Below are 26,438 nucleotides of genomic sequence, written 5' to 3' on the forward strand. Positions count from 1 at the left end.
ACGAAATTTACCAAGCGAAGGTATGTTTATTCACGCGTGACGCAACAGCGTGCGCGCTTCACTCAAACTGGATCCGCGTGATGTAGTAAGGGCTGTAGGCGGTGGCCTGTCCCTGCCAGGCGATGCCGTCGATGGTTTTGCCTTCGATGGCCAGTTCCTTCAGCGGGACTTCGACCTGGGTCCAGGTCTTGGCCTTGGGCTGGATGACGAAGCTGGAGTCGACCGGCTTGCCGTCGACCATGGCCTTGACGGTCAGCATCTGGCCGCCCTGGCCGCCGCCGTTGATGCTGAACGTGAGCTTGGTGTAGCCGGCGGTGGGGAAGGCGTCGTGGTGCAGCGCCAGCGCGCTCCAGGGATCGCCTTGCACCTTGATCGGCTTGACGCCGCCGGCCGCCACCGCCAGATCAACCTTGGCCCAGCTCCAGCTTTGCCAGCCGTTCTTGAGCTCATCGTCGTACACGACAAAAGGTTGGGTTTGGGCCAGTGCGGGCCTAGTCAGCCAGGCGGCGGCCAGGCCGGCCAGGGATGCGATGAATCCACGACGGGTGTGCATAGTGTCTCCTTTGAAATTTTTTTTGGAAAATGTACCGGCAGATTGGGTGACTTTCAATCACACAGTGTGTTTTGGCGCATGTTTAGTCGAGAAAACGCAACGCGGCGTACAATATGGCAATGCGCCGACTTCGCCTCCTGCTATTGCTGATATTTGTACTGAGTTCATCCGCCCAGGCGATGGCCTCGGTGCACAAGTGCTGCCCGTCGGCGGCGTGCGGCATGGCGCAGTGTGTGGACCTGGGCTGCGCGCCGGTTGTGCCGGCCATGGCTTTCAATCGCCCGGCGGCGGCGCGGCTGATGCCGGCGGCGCAGGCTTATACCATGTACCTGGCCATGCCCGATACCGATCCTTATGAAGAAGTGTGGACGCCGCCGGATTGAGCTGTTGCCCACGCCGGACCTCTCCCATTTAACTTTTAAAGGAAGATCATGAAATCGAAGACCGTGAAAATCGCAGTGGCCGCCGGCCTGCTCCTGAGCTCGGCCGTAGCCTTTGCCGCCAGCGCCGACTGCTGCGGCGACGTCCTCTGCTGCATCAAGATGCTGGTCTGCTGCTAATCCGCACTGACTAGCCGAGAAAGCCCGCCGTTCACCCGGTGGGCTTTTTTTCGATTAGCCGAAGGTGAAGGCGAAGGCTTTGGCGCCCTGGTCGAGGAATTGGATGTCGAAGCGGCGCTGCCTGACCTGGCCGGATTGGCGCACCAGCTGATAGAGGCGGGTGGCGTCAACGACGCCCATGCCGCCGGCATCGATGTCGGCGCCGTGGTCGGCGCCCGGGGCTTTGCCGTCCAACATCACCTTGATGCGCACCTTGCCGCCCGCCGTGCCCGGCCCCATCACCAGATGCAGATCGCGCGCGCTGAACTGGCAGGCCACGCCGGCGCCCGGCTCGTCCGCGACCGCGCTTTCCGCGCCGACGATCCAGCGGCCGTTCAGGCCCAGCTGATTCAGGCTCAGCTGTCCGGCCGAATACACTTGCGGACGGTCCTCGCGCAGGCGCGGTGTCAGGCGCAGGTTGGAAGCCTTCTGGTAGCCGAGGTAGGCCTCGTCCGAGCCCAGGTTGGCGAGATCCGGCGCCATCTGTTCATCATTGGAACGCGGATTGACCAGTGTGTTGTCGACCGGACCCGGGCTGGCCTCGGCCAGCAGCGACTGGATCGCCCGTTCCATCTTATCGTAGCCGCCTTCGCCAAACTGGTGGTGGCGGATCTTGCCGTTGGCATCGACCAGGTACAGTGCCGGCCAGTAGCGGTTGCCCCACGCCTGCCAGATCTGCTGAGCGCTATCGACCGCGATCGGATAATCGATCTGGAAGCGGCCCACCGCCGCGTTGATGTTGACCAGGTCTTCCTCGAACTTGAATTCCGGCGTGTGCACGCCCACCACCACCAGCCCGCGCTCGCGGTATTTGGCGGCCCAGGCGCGGATGTAGGGGACGGTGCGGATGCAGTTGATGCACGAGTAAGTCCAGAAATCCACCAGCACCACCTTGCCGCGCAACTGCTGCGGTGTCAGCGGCGCCGAGTTGAGCCAGGTGGTGGCGCCACTGAAGCCGCCCGCGCGGCCCTCGACCGGCAGGTTGCTGGGTTTAGTCGCAGCCTCCGCCGCCAGCGACGGCACGCCAGCGGCAGCCAGCGCCCCCAGCGTGATCATGGACAAACTGAGGTGACGTTTTTTTATCTGCATGGGCGTGGCCGGTTGATGAAGTCAGGCCGATTGTAGGCGCCTTGCTCCCACCTGCCATCTCCCAATCGAGTAGCGCGGGGAAAAGCATCATTTAGTAATTTACATTTAATTGTCAAAATAATAAAATTCAATATCGGCACCTGTTTTGGGGGGATGATGAAACAATCTAAAGTTGTCGTGATCGCATTGGGCATGCTTTTGTTTTCGGCTCGGGCCGCTCAACCGGTAACTTCCCCTGCAATACTTTCTGGGACCGTTGTCACTGCGCCAGGCGTTGCTCCGGTTGTTCCAGGCTCGCCTTCTGCCCCGGCGCCGCCACCTATGCCAGCAGGTTATGTGGTCGTTTCGACCAACCATATCGACCAAGTTGCTGCTACCGCGAAGCTGGCTATCGAAGCGTCACAAAAAAATGAAGAATCGGTAATTAAAATATTGGGCTATGTGGGCAGTGCCTTTGCTGCGCTTGTAGCGGTTTTCGCGTTCTTCGGAATTAAGGAATTCAAGGACATCAAGGCCAAGGCGAAGGGGCTGGCAGAACCACTTGAAAAACTGCAGTCCATGAATGTGTCGCTGACACAAGTGCACGAGATGTCAGAGATTCTGATTCGCCTGTTCTCGTTGCGGCATATGAATCAGCAGCTTGGTGAGTTGGTCAGGAAACAAAGTCCCGATGTGAAGAAAACTGCGCTTGACGCGATCCCCGAAGGTCGAGCGCTACTGGACTTGGCAAAGGCTCACTACAAAGCTGTCAGGGAAACTGAAAAGCAGCATACGGCAGAGCATGACGAAAGCCTGTCCAAGCAAAGCGAAAGGGTTCTCTCCTATGTCGCTGCAGTTTTAGCGGTTATCGCCATGCGTGCGGATGCGTTTAATGATGCGGTAAGGTGGGCAGAAGAATCGGTAGAGCATAACCCACGACAGTATGATGATCGTTACTATAATCTCGCCTGCGCACTCACGCGGCGTAACGAAGGAAATGATAGAGTGAGGGCGCTGGTAATACTTGAAGATGCCTTTAAGCGGAAGGCCATTTCGTGGCAAGAGGCATGGGATGACGAGGATTTCCAGAAAATCCGCGATGGTTTGGCGAAAAGCGAGTTTAAGAATGCAGCTGTGGTAGCTGCCGGCGGAGGCGCTCAATGGGGCGCTAATCTGGCTGTTCGCAGGCTGCGCAAAAAACGCCGATAAAAAGCGGTTTTCGCGGCGCAAGCTTAAATATTCGGTTCTTTGATTCTCATATTGAGACCTCCTGTATGCAACCATTCTAGCACGTATCAAGCGCAGAAATTCGTTCGTCAGGGAGCCGTCGCAAGTAGCGCCGTTGAACGACACATCCGCTTGCGCTGGCCGTCACGGGATATCAATCACTTACGATTGCTGGCGACACATCGACTTGCACCAGACGACACATCCAGTTGCGCTATGGGCTGAGAACGACACATGAGCTTGCGCCAGATGCCAAGTTGATCTCAGGAAATATTGTGGAGTAGACTACCGGTTATCTGAAGATAGCTGTTAGGGCATTTATGCGATATTCACATCTAGCTCCGCTCAGCCTTGAAATGCGCGCGAAATTGGCGAGAGCGGCATTAAAGTTTTTTAGTCCTATGACTCAGCAGGAGACGCTTGCAGTTTTGGGCCGCCAGCCGAGTACTCAGGCCACTACTCCGTTAGGAGGATTTGATTTCCTCCAGTACTTGGAAAAAACTGGAGACTTACCTGATGCCATGAAGTATGCGAATGTAGTTCGTCAACTTCTTGAGACAATGGCGAGAACGGGTTGGCTCATGATAATGGGGCCATCCGGGAACGTCATGATGCCGACGACCTACTACTATCTTAAAGAGAATACGGCGGTTGAGCAGAAGGGACTTTTCACGCTGTCAAACGCGTTGGGAATTGATTTCCTGCATTCGCTTATCGCACCAAATCTTGTTCATCTGTCCGGTGTTAACGCTCACGGTGATGAACATGGCGGCACAGGTATGTTGATCGCGCCAAATGTTGTTCTTACCTGCGCCCATGTAATTCGGGACATGACGCTATATCCAAAACAGGAAGTGGATCATGCCGAATTGACGGTCAAGGATGTGAAGTCTCATCCGAACATTGACGTAGGCTTGGTTTATTTTGATCAGCACGCCGCGTATTCAACATATGCGCTGCCGTGTGTCGATCCACAAGTTGGAATGGACGTGGCGATTTTTGGGTATCCCAAAATACCTTACGCTAAGCACGCCCCGCTGACGATGCAAAAAGGTGAAGTCACGTGCGGGGAGGTGCTTTGTTTTGATGGAACGCGCGTCTTCCTGTTCTCGGCGATTGCGCGCCCCGGTAATAGCGGCGGACCAATTCTATCGGCCGATGGCCGCTTTCTCGGAATCGTTACTGAGGACTTGATGTACAAAGATTCGGAATCACCGGAGAAGTACTTCCACCCCCACTTTGCGGGAATTCCTACATCAGAAGTCGTTAAGGCTATTTCCGATATGGACGCCTCGATATCTCTACCCGTAGAAGACTATCAATAGCGCTTTTCTTAAGCGCCTTGTCTACTTGGAGAACCTTAATGCACAAATTGTTGATTACACTACCCTTGCTGTCATTGCTGACCGCATGCGCAACAAGCAATGAATTTCGTACCGTAAATCTCGATCCCGGAACATTTGAGACCATCTGTGGAGGAGATACAGCGGGTAGGCCCAGCCAACCTGTCGCATTGGTAGCAAGCGGAAATTCACCTTTTGCAGCTGGTTCTGTCTCATGCGGAACCACTCGTGGCCCAGCATCTCCTGAGTTCCAAAAGGTAGCGTTAAGCTTTGCAGAGTCCGATAAGACTTTGGCGCGGCCCAGCGCGCTTATTCTCGTGTCCGCGTCAGGACCGAAAAGCGGTCACATGTCAGGTCAGCTTGCGGATGCGATCAAGATTCAGACATCCATGGCCGGAATGTCACGAGTGATAATGCTCGAAAAAACACCACTTACCGAGCAAGGGATTTATCTGGGGTATGCCTATCCATGAGAATCTGGCGTATTAGGATCGGGACTGTATTCAATCGTTTCGGAGACTAGTCGCTCCTGTAGGTAATGACTCCAACAGTAGTCTGCCATCAGTTCTTTCACTGTCCGCCACTGTGTAGCTCGCTCGCCAACCAGCCGTTGCATGTCTTCTGCTTGGTCGGTGGAACATTCAACTGGAAATGCAGGTGCGGCATGCGCCAGAAGCCAGAGAGTTCGCGTGATGCCGTTACTGAAGCTCACGGCATTGTCTGACAACCCTATTCCTGCTTTAGCGAGGGGCACTGGATTGCCGGCACCGTAGCTGAAACCATCCACCGCCCGCCCGAATTTATAGTCGGCCAGCCAGCCTCGGCGCTTTAAGTGTGGCAGCCACTTGTCTCTGCCGGGGCGATATGAAAGGTAGCGGCGTAGGACGGGATCGACTATTGCGTGAATGCTGCCCAGCCACGCTGGGCCTTTGCTGGCCTTCCAAGCTTGTAGAAATCGTTCGGCATTGACGATGACCACGGCACGCTGTTCCATCATGTAGTTGGAGGCATCGACCCGCATATATGCGGGGCCGCTGCTTTCTGTTTCGACGCGGTAGATCGCCGTTGGGGTGTGTCCGAACAGATAGGTTCGTCCGATCAACGAGACGGTCATATTTTGATCCCTTTCCCACCCAGTATGAACGCAACTGCGTATGCCAAAAAATGGCCGACCGCGCCAGCATGAACCGGCCGCTGGGGCCCGCCGTGTTCCAACTCGTCGATAGCCGCCCGCCGTAACGAACACCTAGTCGAGGTTTTCGACTGCCGACACGACCACTGTTACCGATGACAGCACGTCATAGGGCTGTTGGATACCTCTAAATTCGCCGGTTTTACTATCTATCCATAAGTGAGTAATGCTCGGAAACCAGTCAGGGTCGACAGGATGTAGCGCGTTCGGGTTGTGGTACATGACAATGCTGTCCGCCCATGATTCCTCGTATCGTGGATCATCTACGTCGATAGCGAACTCTAGCGGCCGTAGAGCCTCTGGGTCAGGGTTGTACTTGAACCCCCTCCGAATCATCAAAACGTCGTCTGAACCCAGCCCAGCCAACTTCCCCATGCGATTGAATTTCGTGATCGTTGCCGCATTGCTAAACAAGACTGCGCTGATATTTTCAGCATCAGGATAGTTGAAGAAATTTGAGGGAATAGTCTTGCCATTCCAGCTATGCGATTCGACCACTTCAGTCTTGGCAATGTCCTTGCCTTCCCCGTCGAGTTCCAGCCGTGTCCTGATCCCGTATAGAAATTCACTTAACGCAGTTCGTGACCACATCATGGAACCGGGCATGTGGTAATCGTGAACCGCCAGCACAAGCGGCTTACCGACGACGTGTGGTTTTTCCCAATACTTCTTCTTGAGCTTCGAGAACAGAGGACTGCCAAACTTGATCGGCAAGTAGTCGTCTGCCAGTGCCATGACTTCCTCGTGAGTTTCCGGCTCATCGGCATCGGGACGGTTCTTATCTTTGCTTGGATTCACCGTCACGGCTTCGACAAGGCACTCATCTCCAAACCATGAAAGGTGAAAATCAGGAGCGGGATTGCCTCTTACGAATTCGAACCCTTCTTCGTACAGATAGACGTACAGGTAAAGCTCCCAAAGGCGTGCTTCAAATCCATGCGTCTGGAACTCTTTAATGTAGTGTCCATCAGGGTCTTTATATGTGTAGACGATTTCGCGGATAAGGTTGCGAGCGGCCTCGTAGCGTGGCTCTGAAATCAGGACTTTGAAGTAGGGATGTAATTCATTATCAGGGACAACCGGCACGAGGATTTCGTACGGCGCTACTTTCTCATCTCCCTGTGGATAAAGCGCCTGACCGTCATGCTCGTATTTCTTAAACGCCTCCGCCATAGCCTGTATGGCTTGATCCGGGGTTTGATAAAATTCACCGCTCACTTCAATGCAACGGAACATCTTCCGACTGTCGCGACCGAGGATCAGAAAGCCAAAGTCTCCATCGGTCTTGTCGAAGGTGATCAGGCCAAGAATCTTTTTTTCGAACGCCTCAAACCACGCAACCTCTTGAGCCATCACACGAATCAAAGGCTGCCGCGCGTAGCAGTAAGCATTGAACTGAACTCGTGATATCTGTCTCATAGTTGAGCCATGAAGAGGTTATGCGATTGATCGAACATGATCGTGCGGGAGTCGAGTTCTGCCAGATGGCAGAATCCCTTCCCAGCATGTAGTCCCTTGTGAGGTAATTACTTCAAACCGATATCTCCGATTCTGATTCACGTCATTTAGCGTCACTAACAAAAGCTCGGTCTCCTTCACCAGCGTAAATTGCAGCGTATCCTCGATGAAGTGCTCATTGTCATCCAGCGTTCCTTTTGGATTCCAAACAGCGGCCTGAGGGGAGTAGTCCCAGTCAAATGGCCCAAGTTTGCTGCGGAACCAATTCGCAAGATTGCGCGGTTTGGGATCGTATGCGTAACACTTCACGCAATTAACACGATATGGGGTGTCCCGCTGATTAAAAACCATCAGCTTCGCTCGCGTTTTTCCGCTGACATTAACGATACCCAACGCTTCAACGCTAGGCAGGGTTTCTGCCTTCTCGAACGACTGGCGCAAAAAGGCGGCCTTTGTAATCTGATACATGCGCCGTGCTTCAATCCACGAAAGTAATGCTGCAACAGCAGCTACAACGCTGATGGCAATCGCTACATCAATGTTCATCGGACACTTAAACCTTTTTCATTTTTCCTACACCTGCACGATTCATGACTGACCCGATTTACGTTTAAGTCGTTCTTCGTTCCATTTGCGCTCCTCCTCCGCCAGATCAACGCCATCCACGCTCATGAAGAATTCGCGTTGACTGTAGCGTTTAAGGCGAACTGTCTCAGGATCATGCCGACAAGGCATTGACAAATCCAGCGGCTCACCGCCGAGTTCGACCACGGTGGCCGACAGCAGGTCGCCCACAAGCTTCCACGCTTCGAAGGCCACTTCAAGCAAGTCTTTGCCGGGGAACTGAGAAATCATCCATGTACGCCATAGGACCGGCGCGGAATCGCAATCCGGCCCCAGACCTCTCCAAAATGAATCAGTGCGGCAGATTTCTTTATAGCGCTCATATGCGTCGTCCGAACTCTCCCAAGGCTCGACGCGAAATGGAAAACTGATCTTGATCCGAGAGCCTTCGATGGTGCCGATGCAGCCTCGACTTTCAACGTCTAGCATTCCTTGGTGGACTATAAAGTTTCTTCTGAGACGCAGGAGCGAAAAGAGATCGGTAGCAATTACTTCCTTCAGTCGAGGCTTAATTGCGCGCCTTGCGGATTCATGGCGCTCCAAGTTTTTTGTAAGCAGCTCCGGCACGTCCGCGACGGCTCGGATGAACGAATTAAGGGCATATCGAAAAGGAGCCGGATCGTGGTAGTTCCCCTCCATCTGATGAAGATGCCAATGGCACTCGTGCCAACGGTCGAGTGATGCTTCAATTGGCTGATGGGCGCACGACATCGAGTTCGGCTCCTGCGTTCACTCTGTTCATCAAACTAATCCTCGCTCATCAGTTCCGTGACATCGGTTTCCAAGATGGCGGCTAGTTTGCACAGCACGAGCAAGGATGGATTTCCGACGCCACGCTCGATCTGGCTGATGTAGGTTCGGTCCAGATCGGCGGTCAGGGCGAGTGCTTCCTGCGATAGCCCCTTCTGGCTTCGTAGTGCCCGAATGTTGACCGCAAGCTGCTTGCGAATCTGATCATAGTTCCGTCCCATGAAAGGGAGGATGCCTACAACGGGACTACCAATCCACGGATTATATTCTACAAATGATGACTATAATCCACATTTGAAGATTATAATCTACATGTCATTGAAGTGGAGGAGGCTATGGGTTGGTACAAGATCGGCGACAGAATCCTGTCGGACAGGGAAATGAATGCCGTGAGCGGTGGGTTCCTCGACATGGCGATACCCTGTATCGTAACCGCCGTCGGAGTATGGTTGTTGACCATGCTATTGCCGAAAGTTCACTTCTTCGTTGTGCACACCACAACGACCAAGCTGATCTACGTGGTGTGTGGATTCACTGTGTTCGTGGCGAGCTACGCGTATCGCAAATTGATCGCTGCGCTGGGAGTGATCGCGTTCTTCGGCTTGATCCTATTCTGTTTAGGGATGGCCTTCTTGGAGTGGGTGGTCAAGTAGTAGCGATTATTGGCCTCTCCTGCCGGGCTTGTAACGCCGCCGTAAGGGAGCGTCGATTTCTTCGGCTGTAGCATAAAGGATTTCGGTTTCCGAAAAGCCGTGCTGACGCAGCTCATTCTCTGTCGCGGCAATCTTCTGTTGGCGGCCGTCGTTGCTCGGCCAGTGGATCTGGCTGCTCTTGATCAATTGGGTAAGTTTGAAGTACGACATGTTTAGTAACGTGCAGACTTCCCCCTTGCTCAAGCGCGACAATCTCGCGTCTCCTGCCCCTGCTTGAACGAGAGGCCATACGTGAGTTAGTACCTCCTCCGCGAAGGATTTGAGCATTGGACTTCCAGAGAGAAATGGAAGTAACTGTATGCCAGGCCCCATGGTGGCCAGACGTTGAATGACGAGCGCTGCAACGTGATCAAACGCGGTCCTTTCGCCGTTAAGAAATGAAACAGAGAGGTTCAAGCGCGTGTGCTCCGTGGCCGGGCTGTCATCTAATCCGTCGAACCGTACGAGGGCACCCCAGAAGTCCAATACCTTCCCTAGTGAGTCTGCGCTTTTTGATTTCAGCATGCCTTGAACTGCAACCATAGCGCTGTCGGTCACTGGGGGACCGTGCATTATTAGCAGCGAGGCTTCGCAGTGATCGCAGGTCGTGAGTTCGCCACGTCCGATGGAGGGGGCTTTGCCACACTTCTCGCATCGGTCCACCAGCAGACACTGATGATCAGTACATGCCGAGAACGGCCGCACAAGCCATTGCTGTCGCCAATACGGCTTCTCTGTCAGGCATTGGCTGCAAAAGGCGCGTGCATCATCGCGGCGAAAGCAACGGTCAGGTATTGCCATCGAATGATACAGACGAGGTGAGCGTCTTGATGTACTAATCCTTGGCAAGGCCAGCTTGGCCGCATCCGCTGAAAGGCCGAGTGACTGGATGAGAATGCGGTACCGATGTCGATCAATGATGCATGCTCTCAGTGTCGGCTCATTGATTTGAATTCCAATTGCAGCGAAGAGTCTATAAACCGACGAATGGCCATTTTCTTCTGCCGCACGAATTAAGAAGCTGGCGGCGCTTTCCCCGTCATACGGTATTGGGCGAAAAAGCAGTCTCATGACAATGAATGCCTCCTCATTGCTGTCGCCAGCGCGCTGGGCGCGAGTCGAAACGGATTTTCTCGGACGAGGCTGACACGGGCCAATCTGCCAGAGTCCCACACTGCTGCAAAGTGTTCCATCGTCAGACGCGAGGCCCCGTTGGAAAAAGCGCTCAAGGCTGCATGCTTGATGAGCCCTGTGACATAGGATGGAACGCCACTGGTTGCCGCATAAACTTGGCTTGCCGTGTAGAGCGAGTCAAAGTGAGGCGCGCCATCCAATTTCAGCCGGGTCACGGTTTGCTGCATTGCTTCGGCGAGAAACGAGACAAGTGTGCCGGGATTGTCTTGGTCGCCGGGAGTGAGGGCGCTCAGACAATATTCCAGAGGAAATCTGCGGGCATGCTGACCGTCCGCCGCTAAGAGTGGCGCGAAGGCAGGAAGTCCAACCAAGCAAAAAGAAATGCCCGTTTGATCCACTACCTCTTTGATCCAATTTCGAACGTGTTCATTGGTGGAAGCTGAACGGTTCTTGAGCAAGAATAAATGGTGAAACTCGTCAGCGAATACTAGAGTCGTTTTTGTCTTTTGTAAGAGCTTGCACAAACGTCTGGTTAACTTGCCGCGGTTGCTTCCGGAATCAAGGTCGTCTACACCCAGCGCCTGTAGCATGCTTTCCGCAACGCCCCGAATTGTTGCCGATGCTGGTATTGAAAAATAGAACGCTGGCACGATTGTGCCGTCAACGTAATCGTCGCGGACGGTCGATCTCTTCATACGAGATAGAATCGTGCGGCAAACGGTCGTCTTTCCCATGCCGCCTTCTGCTAGTAGAAGGCTCCCTACCGGTTCGCTGTAGAATTCAGATTGCAATGAGCATTCCTCAATGCCGCGCACGGCGGCGTCAAAAGCGGGATGCGCGATAACCATTTTGTCGAGTAATGCGACCCGCCGCACAAGGTCTCTTCTGTCCATAGTCACTCCACGTCGTAGGCATCAAATTTCGGAATGCTTTGCCATGCGCTATGGTCGGCATTGGGGGGCGGAGACCGGCGTGACGGTGATAACGCTTGAACTTCGTGGGCTACCTGTTCCGGTTCTATGGCACTCGATGGGTTTTCGATTCGCCGTTGGCTTTGGCGGGCGACTTGGATTCGCCCGGCTCCATTGGTCAGCTTGCGCAACCACTTTTTAGCGACTTGGGATTCGCTTTGAATACGCGAATAAAGGCGCCAGAGCGCGATGGCATTTGCATTGCCGCCGAACTTGTTTCTATCGGATTCAGACATTGCCTTTTTGATCGCCATTGCCTCATCGTGAGCAAACTGCGTCAAATCACTTGTATATTCCGGGTCTATCGACTCGGCCAAGATCAAATCTCCTTTTTTGGTTGGGTCTTCTACAAATACTGTGTGCAAGTTCAGCTCATCAACAAGCAGCGTGACCTTCGAATGGCCTTGTGCTTCAAGGGTGGGGAAGGCATGCGAGTAATACTGAAGCCCAGCATATTGAACGCGCCCGCCACTTATGGTTCGTTGATATGGCCGTCGAGCGAGCGCGTTCACCTCATCCGCACTTAATTTCATGGGAGGCATTGCCTTCGCCTGCTCATCCCATGCGACACAGGGGGCGCGCATCGTCCGTGTATGAACCGTTTTGTGGTAGACCTCATTGATCCATTCTTGTGTGAAGGAAGTGACCTGCTGTAAGGTGAACCGAGCATTCTTCGTAGAGTCGTAGTCACCGCGTTTAGACGGATTCGAAAATGTGGTTCCGGGCAAAGATTGAATCAAAGCCAAGGTCAATGTTCTGAAAAAGGATTCGATGTGCGCCTTCCCATCTGGATCGCGCACTTGCGCTGGCGATATCGTAATGGCGAGCGTGTCGCACAGCAGAATGAACGCAGAGTTTGCGAACTCGACTCCGTTATCCGGAATGATCAGGGCTGGGATGCCGTATCGCACGAGCATGTCTTTTAGAGCAGCTAGGGCTGTGGTAGCGCTGGCCGGGAAAAGGCTGCAATAGATGCCGATAATGCAGCGGGTATTCACGTCGAGGACCGTGGTCAAATATGGATGGCCGATTACCTCGCCTGTGTCGGGGTCAATGACCAGCACATCCAATATGTGCGTGTCCATCTGGACAATCGAAAGAATTGCGGCTGCTTTGGTCGATCTTCCTGCGGCTCGCGCCGCCTTGCTTGCTGCCAATCCGCCTTGCTGAGCGCGTGTCACTTCGAAAGGGTCGAGCAGCTTGAGTCTGCGCTGGATTGTTCGCATCGACACCAGCTTCATCTTGTTTCGATGGGCGTCACAGTAACCTAGTTCTGCCGCACGGCCGACGACCTGCGCAAACACAGCATTGCCACGCCGCCACTCACGCCGCAAAAATTGATTGTCTATTGCTTCACTGATGAGCTGTTCAATCTCAACTCCGATGCGCATCGTTCGATTCCCCAGATTTCGCCGAGGCGCAAGGCCAGAAATCCCGTTCTGGCGGAATGCTCGAATCCAGTAAGTCACTGACCTAACCGATGGAGGTGCTGTATCGGATATCTCGGCAGCGATGACCTTGATCACTTCAGCAAGTTCCGCTTTAGCCGCTGGAAATGCAAGGCCAAGAATGGCGTCCTCGACATACCTGCGTTTGCGCATGATTACCTGCGCATTGTGCGCAGTGAGGGTAGTTCCCGGCGTGTTCGAAAGCACAATCGTCTGCTGTTCTTGAAGTTCTATGAATGCGGTATAAGGCATCCTATGAACTTGCCCGCCAGCGCTACTTGAATAGCGAACCATATCTCTAGCAACAAAACTCACTTCGAAGTCTGCGCCGTGCATGGAGAACCGCATGCCAAGCTGAGGTTCCGCGATCTTGTCCACTATGCTGCTCCCTGAAGAGACTGCATGTCAGGATCGAGATCAGCACTCCATAGCTGGTGAAAATGGAGATAGTCTGCGAGATGAGCCGAAAGACGATTTCGCTGCAATAGCAGGTATGCTTGATGAAGAGTGGTAGTGCCGCTGCTTATGAGTATCGATCTTGCATGGTCGATCTCATTTGCCGTGTAGCGTTGTAGATGCCCGCGCGAATAACGGCGAAGAAGATCATTGAGTGTGTGCGTTCCCGGCAGATGGCGGGCGTCGATTACGCCGAACCCGACACTGACTTCGGCGAGCATGACGCGCATCGTGTTGAAACGCTCGATGTCATCGGCGGACAGATTTTCAGTGGATGGCTTGACCTCGTGCACTTCGTAGGTTCCAGCCATCGTCCGGATAAGGAAATCTGGATGTGCGAATCGGCCGCCAGGCAACGTAATTCGGATAGCTTGAGTGCGATAGGCATTAACCCATGGCGAACGTTCCAAGACTACAGCATAGGCCAGTTCGAGTTGGCTTTCTAGCGGAACGATGCCACCGCATTTGCGGCTTGGGAATAAGGCGGTTCGTCGCCCTCGACCTCCTTGGTGAATGCGACGGGCCCCGTGAAGAATTCGCGCTACCGTGGGCAGCTTTAGAAACGCCGCTTCGATTTGAACTGTCAGTTCTGACCGTGGAGTATCAAACGCGGCACAATCACCATTGCTTGCATCGAGACATCCGCGTAACTCATTGGCTTCTGAGGTGCCTGTTGCAGAGGCCGCAAGTGGCTGCATACGCCCGTGGCCGGGCCCTTTGCTTGGAAACATTGTGTTCCTCCAAATGTGCTGATCACCAGCGCCCAAGACGGGAGCTGCTGTTGTGGCGCCGCCTACAAGATCGACGGCGTGACTTGACCTTTGGCTACATTCAGAAGACACTATGGGTGCGAACCGGTTCGTATCCTCTGATATGTACCATCAGGCGGGCCCGAAAGGGCCCGTTTGCATTTCTGGCGGTTATTTTGTTCGTACTGGTTCTAGTCCCCCTTATCACCCCCCTCAAATTCCAAGTTGTAGTCGTGTTCTTTGTACCCAGCCTTCATCCCAAGGGCCACGGCGATGCGATGACTTTGACCGCGTGACGGTACGTTGTGAGACCGCAACACTTGATAAACCATCGTTGGGCTAAATCCGTTGCGACGTGCCCATTCAGCCGCAGAAATTCCGCGTAATTCGAACTCCCTCATCACGTCCGCCGCTGTGCGATACATAGTGCGCCCCACTTTTACCAAGACTTGCATGCAACACTACAATAAGCATAAATGTTGCACAAGTGCTTGTTTTTGTTAGTTTTTTGTCGTTTCAGCTTTTGTCGTTTTTGACCGGAATTTGGATTTTCTTCATCTAATTGATATCTCTTTGGCGCACCTTCTGACCGAGCTGTCTCGTCTTGTTTGTGACAAAGAATGACAATCTCTCTGTTGCATTAGTGTAATGTTTTCGATGTGGCGCTTGAATATGGCTGGCGCGGGAACTAACTCGACTACAAAGGAAATTTCCATGAAAGTTTCACAAGTATCGCTTCGTAATTTTCGGCGCTTAGAGGACGTCCAGTTCAGCCTTGAGGATGATCACACCGTCTTCGTCGGGCCCAACAACAGCGGGAAAACATCGGCCGTATCAGCATTTCGTTTGTTCTTCGAACGGGGCAGCGAATTCACAATCAACGATTTTACGGTCGCTTGCATAGGTAAATTTGATCGATATGGTGACGATGCGACGATGATGCCGGATAGCCTGCCAGCAATTGAAATGGATATCTGGCTGTCTATCAATCCTGATGTTGAATTCGGCAGAGTCTTTTCGTTGTTGCCCGACGTGTCAAACGACTTTGACAAAGTTGGAATACGCCTACGTTATTGTGTTCAGGACGGTCAACTATTACGTGATGAGTACACCACGAGTGTCCCAGCGCTGGATGGCAAACGCCAGAAAAGCCTAGCAAAATTCTTACAACAAGTGCCGAGGCTCTCGCGCTACTTTACAGTCAGATACTATGCTCTCTCGATTGAAGAGGACGGAGTAAAGGAAACGGAGATTGAAGCAAAGGAGGGGAAGCGAACGCTCAATTCGCTGATTAGAGTCGATTTCATTGATGCCCAGCGGAACATACATGATCAGGACAGTGGGCGTTTCAACCGTCTTTCCGCAGCATTCTCGGCATATTACAAGAGTAATCTGGAGAAGCCGTCTGAAAACGAGGCGGCCAACAAAGTTATTGATGAAAACAATTCGCGACTAACTGCACATTACGACACGCACTTCAAACCTTTGCTCAGTGTAATTTCTAAACTCGGTGTTCCTTCGGCGCATGATAGAGCGTTGCGCTTGGTTTCATCGATGAGTGCTCAGGATGCGTTGCAGGGAAACACCGAGTTGTTTTATGTGGATCAGGTTCTAAAGCACGAACTACCGGAGGCATACAATGGCCTTGGGTTTAAGAATCTCATCTATATAGCGATTCAGCTAAACCATTACCATGCGCAGTGGCTGGCGACAGAGAGCGGGCGTGAACTTTGCCAGCTCATCTTTATCGAGGAACCCGAGGTTCATCTTCACGCGCAAGTTCAGCAGGTATTCATAGCGAACATTTCAAAAATCTTGAGCGAGACCGCAAAAGAACTTGGAGTGGGTGCAGTGACCCCTCAACTCGCTATCTCAACACACTCCTCACATATTGTTGACGCTGTAGCGTTTGAAAAAATTCGATACTTCCGTCGAGTTCCACTTAAGTCTCAAGCTGGAAACGGGGCTGCGAGCCCAAGTGCCACATCAGTGTTGAATCTCCACGATTTCAGGCCCACACCAGAGCCAGTAAGGGCGCTTACCGCGCAAGAAGAGCTCTTAGACGAGCCAGAAAAGGAAAAGCTGCTTGCTGAGCTGAAAAAGGGGCAGCAACAAGCTACTATCGATTTCCTGAGAAAATACTTGAAGCTTACTCACTGCGACATGTTCTTCGCAGATGCTGCCATTCTTGTTGAGGGTACGGTTGAAAAATTGCTGCTTCCCCAGATGATCGACCAAAGTGCAGCGCGTCTTCTAAATCGCTACATAACGATCTTAGAAGTTGGTGGGGCGTACGCGCATAAGCTCTCAAGCCTGCTCGGTTTCTTGGGAATTCCGTTCCTTGTAATCACTGACATTGACACCGTCGATGCCGCTGACGCTAGGAAGGCTTGCCGCGCTGATAAGGCTGGGGCGCGAACCTCAAATGCCGCCCTCAAGTTTCTTTTGTCGAAGAGCACTCGCGACGAGCTTGTGGCGCTCACGACGGAAGAATGTTTAGTCCAATCTGGACAGTGCTTTGTGACGTTTCAAAAGCCGGTCAAAGTGGGCGAGGACGAAATGCACGGCCGCACTCTTGAGGAGACGTTCATCTACGAGAATTTGGAAATTTTTGAAGGTGAGCAGAAGGTCGATATCGGGCTAGACCTAACGGCAGCAATGACGTGCGATGAGCTTATGGACAAGATTTACGGCGAGGTTCGCGATCAGAATTTCAAGAAGGCAGATTTCGCGCTGGCACTAGCGTCCTCTCAAATCAAATGGAATACGCCAGCTTACATCGAAGCAGGGCTGCGGTGGCTTGAGGAGCGACTGTCTCCAATTGCGAACGCTGAAGCTCAGTAGATCATCAATGAGGACGCGGAATGAACACCACACTTAAGCCGACGAAGGCAGACGAGCAGATTCGAGAGTGCATTGATAAGCGGACGAGTTTTTATGTAATTGCCGGTGCCGGATCGGGGAAGACGACTTCGCTGATTTCTGCACTAGACTTCATCCGTAAGCAACACGGAAAACAACTTCGGCGTGACGGGCAACAAATCGTTTGCGTCACTTATACGAAACGCGCGGTCGCGGTCATATCGTCCCGACTCGGATGGGATGACCTTTTTATCGTCAGCACATTGCATGGCTTTCTTTGGGGGGAGGTGAAGCGTTACATACCTAGCATACGCAAGGCACTCCAAGAAAAAGTGATACCAGACCGCATCGCGAAAGCGAAGGAAGACGATGATGGTGGGAAAAGCAAAAAGGCACTAAATGCGCGCGCAAAAGTCGAGGCACTTCAGCGTGATTTAGAGGGATTGCACGCCGTACCAGCATTTACGTATAACGATTCAAACTTCAGCAACTATCTTCAAGGCGAAATCGGTCACGCCGACGTAATTGATATTGCTGCGCAAATGCTTACGATAAGCCCTCAATTGCAACGAATAATGGGGCAGAAATATCCCTACATATTTGTGGATGAGGCACAGGACACTCAAGAGAACGTAGTCGCGGCGTTGAACACACTCTGCCAAGGTGTCGGATTGCCGATCATCGGATACTTTGGGGACCCGCTACAACAGATTTATGACAAGAGAGCAGGGGATTTTAAAGGGCCCCAAGATTCGGTTCGCATTCCGAAGGAGGAGAATTTTCGATGCTCTACTGAGGTAATCGATCTTCTCAACGCATTTCGCAAGGACATCCAGCAATTCCCGGCTGGCAAGAACGCTGAAATTAAGGGAAGTGTCATCATCAGACTCATTCAGACCGAAAAGCCAGGTGCACCTCGGGGGCGTTATACGACAGAACAAATGGATAGCGTGTCTCAAAAGCTAGACGACGCGCTGGCAAGCTGGGGCTGGAAAGACCGGAAGAAAGCCAAACACCTGTACCTCGTCAGGCAGATGATTGCAAAGAGACTAGGTTTCTCGGCCCTACATGAGCTGTTTACCGGGGATTACTCATCAACGCGCGCGCAAGACGATTACGAAAATGGCGAGCACTATCTTCTCAAGCCCTTTATTGCTTGCCTCAATCCTCTGATAAAAGCTCACAACTCAAAAAACAGCAGAGCCACGATAGATCTGCTGCGCCAAAACAGCCCGGCTTTCGACCCGAAGGGTAAGAACTCCAATCTTCCGCTCAGAGAAATGCGGAAAAGAATCGAGGCAATTACGACCACTTTGGATGAAATGTGGAAGAGCAAGACCACTGGCGATATTCTCAGATACTGCCGAGAGAATGAGCTCTACCCTGTCTCAAAGCGTCTCACAGAGAATCTAGATCGCGAACGCCGTGGTGAACCCTATGATGAAGAGAAGCATGCATCGGAAAAAGGTGAGTGGCTGGCGGACGAATTCTTTACGATGGGTTTAAAGGAGATTTCCCATTATTGTGACTTTATCGATGACAACACCGAATTCAGTACCCAGCATGGTGTTAAGGGGGAGGAGTATGAGAGCGTCCTGGTTGTATTTGACGATGTTGGCTCCGCTTGGAATAACTACAGCTTCGTTAAGACGTTAACTCCGGAGAGTGCCGGGGGCGAGCCAACAGATCGGCAGCGCCGCTTGACCACAAATCTCGCGTACGTTTGCTTTTCGAGAGCAGAAAAAGATCTACGGATTGTGATGTTCTCTCCTAACGCAACGGCTGCGAAACAGGAGCTACTGAAGAAAGAGTTGTTTACTGAGGGTCAAATTGAAATTGCTTGAAGGCACCTACTGCTCACTCAATGCTCTTCGCAACCGGCGAAGTAAGCTGCGCACCGGACTGGCCTAAGAGACTGCCTTTTTAGGTCTCGTTAACGCGAGCACATGCACGCGAATGCGCGGAGGGCCTTATGGCGCAAGTCGATGTGTCGCCAGCGCAAGCGGATGTGTCGTCCAACGAGCGCTCGCTTGACGCTATCCCGCCCTGCGATTATATTAATGACTCACAAGTAAGTTACTTTCACCTACACCCATGCAAGCCCCTCAAGATACCAAGCCACGCTGGGAGCGGCGCAAGGATGCGCGGCCGCAGGAGTTGCTGGCGGCGGCGCTGGAGCAATTCGTGGAGCGCGGCTATGCCGCCACCCGCCTGGAAGACGTGGCCAAACACGCCGGCGTATCCAAGGGAACCCTGTATTTATATTTCACCAACAAAGAAGAACTGTTCAAGGCTGTGGTGCGCGAAAGCATCGTGGCCACCATCGGTCAGGCCGAGCAGGATGCGGCGGTGTTCGAAGGCTCCAGCAGCGAGTTGCTGCGCGCCCTGCTGATGCGCTGGTGGGACCAGATCTGCGCCACCCCGATCGCCGGCGTCACCAAGCTGATGCTGGCCGAAGGCCACAATTTCCCGGAACTGGTGAAGTTCCACAATGAAGAAGTGGTGGCGCGCGGCAGCGCCCTGATCACCGGCGTGCTGCAGCGCGGCATCAGCAGCGGCGAGTTCCGCCCGGTCGACCCGGCCGTCATGACCCAGGTGCTGATCGCCCCAGTGATGATGCTGATGATGTGGACCCGCTCCTTCATGCCGGCCTGCGAGATGCCGCCGGTCGATCCGCACGTGTTCCTGGACACCTTTATCAGCACCACGCTGGTTGGCCTGGAGGCGCCCAAGCCGTGAGCGCCGCCCGGTATTTTTCCATCCAGCTTGCCTTTTTCGCAGGTTCACCCCCTTTAAACTGCAGACTGTCGCAATTTCCCGCGAACCCGCCGTCGAATCGTTAATATGTGCCTCGATGCCAGTTCAACGATAAAATGACGGATTATTTAATCCCGACCTGAGTCATAAGATGAATATCGAACAAGCCCGCTTCAACATGATCGAACAGCAAATCCGTCCTTGGGACGTCCTGGACGCCGAGGTGCTGGAGTTGCTGCACGTTGTCAAACGTGAAAACTTCGTGCCGGCCGCGCACAAGGCGCTGGCCTTTGCCGACATTGAAATCCCGTTGCCGGGCGGCGAAGCGATGCTGGCGCCGAAGATCGAAGCCCGCCTGCTGCAAGACCTGGCCCTGAAGAAGCACGAATCGGTGCTGCTGATCGGCGCCGGCACCGGCTACCTGGCCGCGCTGCTGGGCCACAAGGCGCAGAAGGTGACGGCGGTGGAAGTGTCGCCGGAACTGAAGGCGCTGGCGGAACAGAATCTGGCCGCCAACGGCGTCACCAATGTGACGGTCGAGCTGGGCAATGGCGCGCAAGGCTGGTCCAACGGCGCCCCGTTTGATGTGATCGTGGTGTCCGGTTCGCTGCCAGTGCTGCCGGAAGCGATGTTGCAACAACTGAAGGTGGGCGGCCGTCTGGCGGTCATCATTGGCCAGGCGCCGGCGATGAAAGCGCAGCTGATCACCCGCACCGGCGAAGCCGGCTACGACACCCGCACCCTGTTCGAGACCAACGTCAAGCCGCTGGCCTCGGCGGTGGCGCCGTCGCAGTTCAAGTTTTAAGCGGGAAGGGCAGCCATGCAGCAGATTACTGCGCTGGAGCTGGCCGACTGGCTGGCAGACGACGCGCGTCCCAACCCGATGTTGCTGGACGTGCGTGAAAACTGGGAATTCGAGACCTGCCGCATTGACGGCTCGGTCCAGATCCCGATGAATACCATACCGGCGCGCATCGACGACCTCGATGAGGATGCAGCAATTGTCTGCATCTGCCATCACGGTGCGCGCAGTATGCAGGTGGCTGCCTTCCTGGAGCGTAACGGCTTCAGCAAGATGATCAACCTGACCGGCGGGATCCACGCCTGGGCGCTGCAAGTCGACGGCACGATGGCCAAGTATTAAGCGGCCCGCGCTGTCGGCCGGCGCGGCGATCAGGTAGCAGTGTTTTTGATTTGTTCAACTTTTTGATGACTCCAACGGAGATTGCAATGCAGAGACCCCTTATCGCCGTGCTGATCACCAGCGCCTTCTTGACGCTCAACGCACAGGCGGCCGACCTGCTCCAGGTGTACCAGCAAGCACTGGCCAATGACGCGACCTACGCCAGCGCCCGCTCTTCGCTTGCCGCCGGCCAGGAACGCATCACCCAGGGGCGCTCGGGCCTGCTGCCGACCATCGCGGCCAGCGGCAGCAATACCCGCAACACCGGCGACGCCACCTCGGCCGAGTTCCTGACCGGTAACCTGGTCAAGAACGATACCGAGTATCACGCCAACACCTACACCGTCTCGCTGTCGCAGCCGCTGTTCAACTGGGGCGCGTGGGAAACCTACCAGCAGAGCAAGCTGGCCCAGGCCACCGCCGAAGCCACCTTCTCGCAGGCCCAGCAAGACCTGATCGTGCGCGTGGCGCAAGCTTACTTTGACGTGCTGACCGCGCAGGACAACCTGACCGCGACCCAGGCGCAGAAAGTGGCCACCACCGAGCAGCTGGCCTCGGCCAAGCGCAACTTCGAGGTCGGCACCCAGACCATCACCGACACCCACGAGGCGCAGGCAGCCTACGACCTGGTGGTGGCGCAGGAATTTGCCGCCATCAACGACCTGGACAACAAACGCACCGCGCTGCAGGTTATCGTCGGCCAGACCACCGGCGAGCTGGCGCCGCTGCGCCCCGGCGTGACCATCGCACCGCCGTCGCCGGCCGCGGTGGAGCCGTGGGTCAGCTCGGCGGAAACGCAGAACTATTCGGTGGTGGCCGCCGGCCTGAACGTGGAGATCGCCAAGCGCGAAATCTCGCGCAACCGCGCCAACCACCTGCCGACCGCCAACCTGATCGCCAGCACCTCGCACCAGCGCCAGACCGGCGCCAGCGGCAGCACCGTCAACAACAATGCCATCGGCGTCAGCTGGAACATCCCGATCTTCAACGGTTTTGCCATCACCAGCAAGGTGCGCGAAACCATCGCCCTGGAAGACAAGGCCCGCAACGACCTGGAAGCCACCAAACGTGCCGCTGCCCAGACCGCGCGCCAGGCCTTCCTCGGCATGACCAGCGGCCTGGCCCAGGTCAAGGCGCTGGAAGCGGCGGAAGTGTCGAGCAAGTCTTCGCTGGATTCGAACAAGCTGGGCTACCAGGTCGGCGTGCGTATCAATATCGATGTGCTGAATGCGCAAAAGCTGCTGTACTCGACTCAGAAAGACCTGTCGAAAGCCCGTTACGACACCATCATGAACGGCCTGCGCCTGAAATCGGCGGCCGGCTCGCTGAAAGAGTCGGACCTGGCGCCGATCAACGCGCTGCTGGCGCACTAATCCCCGTTATCGTCGTTCCGGCGAAAGCCGGAACCCATGGAAAGCGTGCGTTGCCAAGGCGCTTGCGTTCTATGGGTTCCGGCCTTCGCCGGAACGACGTTTACGCTAATTATTAGTGAAAATTGCATAGTCATCGCAATTTTCATGAATTTATTCCATCTACGCACAGGCGGATACTAGCTCCATCGCAACCAACAATGAAGGAGCTAGATCATGAAACAAGTCGCTATCATCACCGGCGCATCGCGCGGCATCGGCGCCGCCATCGCCCAACGCCTGGCCAAGGACGGCTTTGCCGTGGTGGTCAACTACGCCGGAAACGTGGCCGAGGCTGACAAGGTCGTGACCGCCATCCACGCCGACGGCGGCCAGGCCATTGCCATCCAGGCCGACGTGGCCAGCAGCGCCGACGTGCGCCGCCTGTTCGACCAGACCGTCGCCCAGCTCGGCCGCGTGGACGTGCTGGTCAACAACGCCGGTATCATGCCGCCGCAACTGCCGCACCTGGCCGCCACCGACGACGAGACGTTTGACCGCCTGGTGGCCGTCAACCTCAAGGGCAGCTTCAACACCATGCGCGAAGCCGCCGGCAAGCTGGAGCAGGGCGGCCGCATCATCAACTTCTCGTCCAGCCTGGTCGGCACGCTGCTGCCCGGCTACTCGGCCTACGTGGCCACCAAGGCCGGCATCGAAGCCATGACCACCATCCTGGCCAAGGAATTGCGCGGCAAGAACATCACCGTCAACGCGGTCGCGCCCGGTCCCACCGCCACCGCCCTGTTCCTCGACGGTAAAACGCCGGAACTGATCGAGCGGCTGGCCAAGATGCCGCCGCTGGAGCGCCTCGGCCTGCCGGAAGACATCGCCAACGCGGTGGCCTTCCTGGCCGGCGCCGACGGCGGCTGGATCAACGGCCAGACCCTGCGCGCCAATGGCGGCATGGTGTAAGGAGACGACATCATGAGCAACGCTATTGTTCTGGTTACGGGCGCCGGCACCGGCATTGGCCACCTGTCCGCGAAAGCGCTGGCGCTGGCCGGCCACACGGTGTACGCCTCGATGCGCGACATCCACGGCCGCAACGCCGCCAAGGTGCGCGAGCTGCGCGACTGGGCCTTCGCCAACGGCGCCGATGTGCGCGCGGTGGAACTGGATGTGCTGTCGCAGGCCTCGGCCGACGCGGCGGTGGCCAGCATCATGGCCGAGCGCGGCCGGCTGGATGTGGTGGTGCATAACGCCGGCCATCTGGTGATCGGCCCCACCGAAGCTTACACCCCGGAGGAAATCAGCAAGGTGTTTGACACCAATTTCCTCGGCACCCAGCGCGTCAACAAGGCGGTGCTGCCGGTGATGCGGGCGCAGAAACAGGGTTTGGTATTGTGGGTCAGCAGCTCGACCACGCGCGGCGGCTTCCCGCCTTTCCTCGGCCCGTATGCGGCGGCCAAGGCGGCCATGGATTCGATCGCGGTGACCATGGCGTATGAACTGGCGCGCTTCAATATCGAGACCTCGATCGTGGTGCCGGGCGCCTTTACCGCCGGGACCGACCATTTCGCCAACGCCGGCAAGCCGGCCGACGCCGCCACCAGCGCCGCCTACGCGGTGTACGATGGCCTCATGGACCAGGTCGGTGCGCGCCTGACCGAGCTGATGCCGCCGGAGGCCGATCCGGCGGCGGTGGCGGCTGACATCGCCCGCATCGTCAGCCTGCCGCACGGCACGCGGCCATTCCGCTCCATCACCGACTTTGTCGACGATGGCGTGACGGCGGTGACCGAGGTGGCCGAGCGGGTGCGCGTGGAGTTTGCCGAACGCATCGGCATTGCCGATCTGCTCAAACCCAGCCAGCCCTGATTACAGGCCGGCGCCCTGACCGTCGAAGCTGCGTTCGATCAGTTCAATCTTGTAGCCGTCGGGATCGGTCACAAAGGCGATCACGGTGGTGCCGCCCTTGACCGGACCCGGTTCGCGGGTCACGTTGCCGCCGTTGGCCTTCACGGCCGCGGCGGTGGCGTAAATATCCTCGGCCGAGATGGCGATGTGGCCGTAGGCCGTGCCCATGTCGTAGCTGGTGGTGCCGTAGTTATAGGTCAGCTCCAGCTCGGCGTGCTCCGGGTTTGAGCCGTAGCCGAGGAAGGCCAGCGTGTACTGGTATTCCGGGTTGTCGCTGGTGCGCAGCAGCTTCATGCCAAGCACCTTGGTGTAGAAATCGATGGAGCGCTGCAAGTCGCCAACTCGCAGCATGGTGTGCAGGATGCGCATGGTAAATCCTTGTTTGTGTGAAAACCAAACAAGGATTTTATCAGCGGCTGGCCGATTGCGCTGTGGCCGGCGCTACCCGCCACACCACGTTGCCGACGTCGTCCGCCACCAGCAGCGCGCCCTGGCCATCCACCGCCACGCCCACCGGCCGCCCCTGCGCCTTGCCTTCGCCGTTGAGGAAGCCGGTCAGGAAATCCTGCGGCGGCCCGGACGGCTTGCCGCCGCTGAACGGCACAAACACCACCTTGTAGCCGCTGTGCGGCTTGCGGTTCCAGGAACCGTGCTGGCCGATGAACACGCCGCCCTGGTAAGCCTGCGGGAACAGCTTGCCTTCGTAAAAGGCCAGCCCCAGCGAGGCGGTGTGCGCGCCCAGCGCATAGTCGGGCGCGATGGCCTTGGCCACCATGGCCGGCTGCGGCGGCTTGACGCGGCTGTCCACATGCTGGCCGTAGTAGCTGTAGGGCCAGCCGTAGAAACCGCCATCCTTCACCGAGGTCATGTAATCGGGCACCAGCTCGTTGCCCAGTTCGTCGCGCTCGTTGACGGCGGTCCACAAGGTTTTGCCTTGCGGCTCCCAGCCCATGCCGTTGGGGTTGCGCAGGCCGGTGGCGTACAGGCGCGATTTGCCGCTGGCCAGGTCCAGCTGCCAGATGGCGGCCCGGCCCAGTTCTTCTTCCATGCCGTTTTCCGCCACATTGCTGTTCGAGCCCACCGTCGCGTACAAATACTTGCCGTCCGGGCTGGCGATGATGTTCTTGGTCCAGTGGTGATTGCGCGGACCGGCCGGCAGGTCCATCACCTTGGTGCCGGGCGCGCTGATGCTGGTGGCGCCTTCCTGGTAGGGGAAGCGCAGCACCGCGTCAGTGTCGGCCACGTACAGGTACTGGCCCACCAGCGCCATGCCGAACGGCGAGTTCAGGCCCTTGAGGAAGACCGTGCGGGTTTGCGCCGCGCCGTTGGCGTCCACCCCGCGCAGCAGGGTGATGCGGTTGGCCGATTCGGTTACCGCGCCGGCTTTCTTTTGTACCGCCTTCATCACCATGCCCTTGACGCCCTTGCTATCCTCCGGCTTGGGCGGGGCATTGGTTTCCGCCACCAGCACGTCGCCGTTGGGCAGCGTGTAGACCCAGCGTGGATGGTCCAGCCCGCGCGCATAGGCGCTCACCCGGAAGCCGGCCGGCGCCAGTGGCTGCTGCTGCCCGCTCCAGCGCTCGACCGGGGCAATGTTCACGGTGGGGATCAGCTGCTTGTCGGGGGCCGGCAGGCTGGGGTTGGGGCCGAAGCCGGGGGGATAGGCCTGGGCCTGGGCCAGCGCGGGCGCGGCCACCATCAGCAGGAAGGCAAGGGGATGACGCATGGACACTCCTTTCAGTCGCGCTTGACGTGCGGTTGCGGCTGCGCCTCGGCATCGCTACGCGGTTTCTGCACGCCGCGCTGGTTGTGCAGGTCGGTGTCGACCATGCCGCTCTCGATATCGGCCGCGGCCTGGCGGATGATGCTGCGCGGTTTGGCGCCATTGCCGTCCGGCGCTTCGTCGCGCTCGTGCGGCATGCGCTTGACGCCGTCATCCTTGACCTTGGCGTCGGTATTGATGTGTTGTTGCTTCAACATGGCAGCCTCCATCAGGGTTGATGAGAACCATCTTAGCGAGTTGGTTTTGTGTCAGTCGCCACATTGAATTCCGACAATTTTTGAAGGAAGTCGTTTATCATTTAGACCACGTTTTTCTTCCCCGGG

The 26,438-nt window shown here is 55.9% G+C and carries 28 protein-coding genes; 14 read left to right on the forward strand and 14 right to left on the reverse strand.

Annotation, left to right across the window (positions count from 1 at the left end; genetic code table 11):
- Positions 1 to 58 precede the first annotated feature (58 nt).
- On the reverse strand, positions 59 to 553 hold the full coding sequence (locus tag ABDW57_RS00905) for a hypothetical protein (RefSeq protein WP_343728323.1): 495 nt from the start codon (positions 551 to 553) through the stop codon (positions 59 to 61).
- Between the two features lie 119 nt (positions 554 to 672).
- Here ABDW57_RS00905 and ABDW57_RS00910 point away from each other — a divergent pair, with 119 nt between their 5' ends.
- Both ABDW57_RS00910 and ABDW57_RS00915 read left to right on the forward strand, forming a co-directional pair.
- On the forward strand, positions 673 to 936 hold the full coding sequence (locus tag ABDW57_RS00910) for a hypothetical protein (protein ID WP_343728324.1): 264 nt from the start codon (positions 673 to 675) through the stop codon (positions 934 to 936).
- A 48-nt stretch (positions 937 to 984) separates the two neighbouring features.
- Complete coding sequence (locus ABDW57_RS00915) at positions 985 to 1,113, forward strand: hypothetical protein (protein WP_343728325.1); 129 nt, start codon at positions 985 to 987, stop codon at positions 1,111 to 1,113.
- A gap of 54 nt (positions 1,114 to 1,167) precedes the next feature.
- Here the strand turns inward: ABDW57_RS00915 and ABDW57_RS00920 are convergent, their stop codons facing one another.
- On the reverse strand, positions 1,168 to 2,241 hold the full coding sequence (locus ABDW57_RS00920) for a thioredoxin family protein (protein ID WP_343728326.1): 1,074 nt from the start codon (positions 2,239 to 2,241) through the stop codon (positions 1,168 to 1,170).
- A 153-nt stretch (positions 2,242 to 2,394) separates the two neighbouring features.
- Between ABDW57_RS00920 and ABDW57_RS00925 the strand changes: the two genes are divergently transcribed.
- The 3 genes from ABDW57_RS00925 (at position 2,395) to ABDW57_RS00935 (ending at position 5,263) form a co-directional block, all read left to right on the forward strand.
- Complete coding sequence (locus ABDW57_RS00925; protein WP_343728327.1) at positions 2,395 to 3,429, forward strand: hypothetical protein; 1,035 nt, start codon at positions 2,395 to 2,397, stop codon at positions 3,427 to 3,429.
- A gap of 374 nt (positions 3,430 to 3,803) precedes the next feature.
- Positions 3,804 to 4,772: a serine protease gene (locus tag ABDW57_RS00930; RefSeq protein WP_343728328.1), complete on the forward strand. Its 969-nt coding sequence runs from the start codon at positions 3,804 to 3,806 to the stop codon at positions 4,770 to 4,772.
- Between the two features lie 38 nt (positions 4,773 to 4,810).
- On the forward strand, positions 4,811 to 5,263 hold the full coding sequence (locus ABDW57_RS00935; RefSeq protein WP_343728329.1) for a hypothetical protein: 453 nt from the start codon (positions 4,811 to 4,813) through the stop codon (positions 5,261 to 5,263).
- Here ABDW57_RS00935 and ABDW57_RS00940 read toward each other — a convergent pair.
- The 5 genes from ABDW57_RS00940 to ABDW57_RS00960 all read right to left on the reverse strand — a co-directional run bounded on the left by ABDW57_RS00940 (position 5,254) and on the right by ABDW57_RS00960 (position 9,035).
- Entirely contained in the window at positions 5,254 to 5,904 is a 651-nt protein-coding gene (locus ABDW57_RS00940) for a hypothetical protein (RefSeq protein ID WP_343728330.1), read from the reverse strand. The two genes, ABDW57_RS00935 and ABDW57_RS00940, sit on opposite strands and share 10 nt — an antisense overlap.
- Before the next feature lie 132 nt (positions 5,905 to 6,036).
- The gene (locus ABDW57_RS00945; protein WP_343728331.1) at positions 6,037 to 7,401 is read right to left on the reverse strand and encodes a hypothetical protein; all 1,365 of its coding nucleotides are present in this window, start codon (positions 7,399 to 7,401) and stop codon (positions 6,037 to 6,039) included.
- Between the two features lie 18 nt (positions 7,402 to 7,419).
- The gene (locus ABDW57_RS00950; protein ID WP_343728332.1) at positions 7,420 to 7,986 is read right to left on the reverse strand and encodes a hypothetical protein; all 567 of its coding nucleotides are present in this window, start codon (positions 7,984 to 7,986) and stop codon (positions 7,420 to 7,422) included.
- 42 nt (positions 7,987 to 8,028) lie between these two features.
- A complete protein-coding gene (locus ABDW57_RS00955; protein WP_343728333.1) occupies positions 8,029 to 8,775 on the reverse strand; it encodes a hypothetical protein in 747 nt (248 codons plus the stop codon).
- Between the two features lie 35 nt (positions 8,776 to 8,810).
- On the reverse strand, positions 8,811 to 9,035 hold the full coding sequence (locus tag ABDW57_RS00960; protein ID WP_343728334.1) for a helix-turn-helix transcriptional regulator: 225 nt from the start codon (positions 9,033 to 9,035) through the stop codon (positions 8,811 to 8,813).
- Between the two features lie 114 nt (positions 9,036 to 9,149).
- On the opposite strand from ABDW57_RS00960, the gene ABDW57_RS00965 reads away from it, so the two are divergent.
- Positions 9,150 to 9,467 (forward strand): hypothetical protein, encoded by a 318-nt coding sequence (locus tag ABDW57_RS00965; RefSeq protein WP_343728335.1) that lies wholly within the window; start codon positions 9,150 to 9,152, stop codon positions 9,465 to 9,467.
- Between the two features lie 6 nt (positions 9,468 to 9,473).
- Here ABDW57_RS00965 and ABDW57_RS00970 read toward each other — a convergent pair whose 3' ends face one another.
- The 4 genes from ABDW57_RS00970 to ABDW57_RS00985 are packed head-to-tail and all read right to left on the reverse strand — an operon-like array spanning position 9,474 to position 14,246.
- Entirely contained in the window at positions 9,474 to 10,577 is a 1,104-nt protein-coding gene (locus ABDW57_RS00970) for a TniQ family protein (protein WP_343728336.1), read from the reverse strand.
- Positions 10,574 to 11,533 (reverse strand): TniB family NTP-binding protein, encoded by a 960-nt coding sequence (locus tag ABDW57_RS00975; RefSeq protein ID WP_343728337.1) that lies wholly within the window; start codon positions 11,531 to 11,533, stop codon positions 10,574 to 10,576. Before ABDW57_RS00975 ends, ABDW57_RS00970 begins: the two co-directional genes overlap by 4 nt.
- Before the next feature lie 2 nt (positions 11,534 to 11,535).
- On the reverse strand, positions 11,536 to 13,437 hold the full coding sequence (locus ABDW57_RS00980; protein ID WP_343728338.1) for a DDE-type integrase/transposase/recombinase: 1,902 nt from the start codon (positions 13,435 to 13,437) through the stop codon (positions 11,536 to 11,538).
- Entirely contained in the window at positions 13,437 to 14,246 is an 810-nt protein-coding gene (locus tag ABDW57_RS00985) for a hypothetical protein (protein ID WP_343728339.1), read from the reverse strand. Before ABDW57_RS00985 ends, ABDW57_RS00980 begins: the two co-directional genes overlap by 1 nt.
- Before the next feature lie 732 nt (positions 14,247 to 14,978).
- On the opposite strand from ABDW57_RS00985, the gene ABDW57_RS00990 reads away from it, so the two are divergent.
- From ABDW57_RS00990 to ABDW57_RS01025, 8 genes are all read left to right on the forward strand, one after another.
- Complete coding sequence (locus tag ABDW57_RS00990; protein ID WP_343728340.1) at positions 14,979 to 17,108, forward strand: ATP-dependent endonuclease; 2,130 nt, start codon at positions 14,979 to 14,981, stop codon at positions 17,106 to 17,108.
- Between the two features lie 20 nt (positions 17,109 to 17,128).
- On the forward strand, positions 17,129 to 18,970 hold the full coding sequence (locus tag ABDW57_RS00995) for a UvrD-helicase domain-containing protein (RefSeq protein WP_343728341.1): 1,842 nt from the start codon (positions 17,129 to 17,131) through the stop codon (positions 18,968 to 18,970).
- A 250-nt stretch (positions 18,971 to 19,220) separates the two neighbouring features.
- Entirely contained in the window at positions 19,221 to 19,865 is a 645-nt protein-coding gene (locus tag ABDW57_RS01000; protein WP_343728342.1) for a TetR/AcrR family transcriptional regulator, read from the forward strand.
- A gap of 169 nt (positions 19,866 to 20,034) precedes the next feature.
- Positions 20,035 to 20,688, forward strand: a complete 654-nt coding sequence (locus ABDW57_RS01005; protein WP_343728343.1) for a protein-L-isoaspartate O-methyltransferase — start codon at positions 20,035 to 20,037, stop codon at positions 20,686 to 20,688.
- Positions 20,689 to 20,703: 15 nt separating this feature from the next.
- Positions 20,704 to 21,027, forward strand: coding sequence for a rhodanese-like domain-containing protein (locus tag ABDW57_RS01010; protein WP_343728344.1), 324 nt, complete (start codon positions 20,704 to 20,706; stop codon positions 21,025 to 21,027).
- 86 nt (positions 21,028 to 21,113) lie between these two features.
- Positions 21,114 to 22,439 carry a TolC family outer membrane protein gene (locus ABDW57_RS01015; RefSeq protein ID WP_343728345.1) on the forward strand — a complete coding sequence of 442 codons (1,326 nt, stop codon included), beginning with the start codon at positions 21,114 to 21,116 and terminating at the stop codon, positions 22,437 to 22,439.
- A 213-nt stretch (positions 22,440 to 22,652) separates the two neighbouring features.
- The gene (locus ABDW57_RS01020; protein ID WP_343728346.1) at positions 22,653 to 23,387 is read left to right on the forward strand and encodes an SDR family oxidoreductase; all 735 of its coding nucleotides are present in this window, start codon (positions 22,653 to 22,655) and stop codon (positions 23,385 to 23,387) included.
- Between the two features lie 12 nt (positions 23,388 to 23,399).
- On the forward strand, positions 23,400 to 24,293 hold the full coding sequence (locus tag ABDW57_RS01025) for an SDR family oxidoreductase (RefSeq protein WP_343728347.1): 894 nt from the start codon (positions 23,400 to 23,402) through the stop codon (positions 24,291 to 24,293).
- Here the strand turns inward: ABDW57_RS01025 and gloA are convergent, their stop codons facing one another.
- The 3 genes from gloA to ABDW57_RS01040 are packed head-to-tail and all read right to left on the reverse strand — an operon-like array spanning position 24,294 to position 26,312.
- The gene (gene gloA / locus ABDW57_RS01030; RefSeq protein WP_343728348.1) at positions 24,294 to 24,701 is read right to left on the reverse strand and encodes a lactoylglutathione lyase; all 408 of its coding nucleotides are present in this window, start codon (positions 24,699 to 24,701) and stop codon (positions 24,294 to 24,296) included.
- Positions 24,702 to 24,741: 40 nt separating this feature from the next.
- Positions 24,742 to 26,058, reverse strand: coding sequence for a sorbosone dehydrogenase family protein (locus ABDW57_RS01035; protein WP_343728349.1), 1,317 nt, complete (start codon positions 26,056 to 26,058; stop codon positions 24,742 to 24,744).
- An 11-nt stretch (positions 26,059 to 26,069) separates the two neighbouring features.
- Positions 26,070 to 26,312: a hypothetical protein gene (locus tag ABDW57_RS01040; RefSeq protein ID WP_343728350.1), complete on the reverse strand. Its 243-nt coding sequence runs from the start codon at positions 26,310 to 26,312 to the stop codon at positions 26,070 to 26,072.
- Positions 26,313 to 26,438 lie beyond the last annotated feature (126 nt).

The sequence above is a fragment of the Duganella sp. genome (genome assembly GCF_039595735.1).
GTDB lineage: Bacteria > Pseudomonadota > Gammaproteobacteria > Burkholderiales > Burkholderiaceae_D > Rugamonas.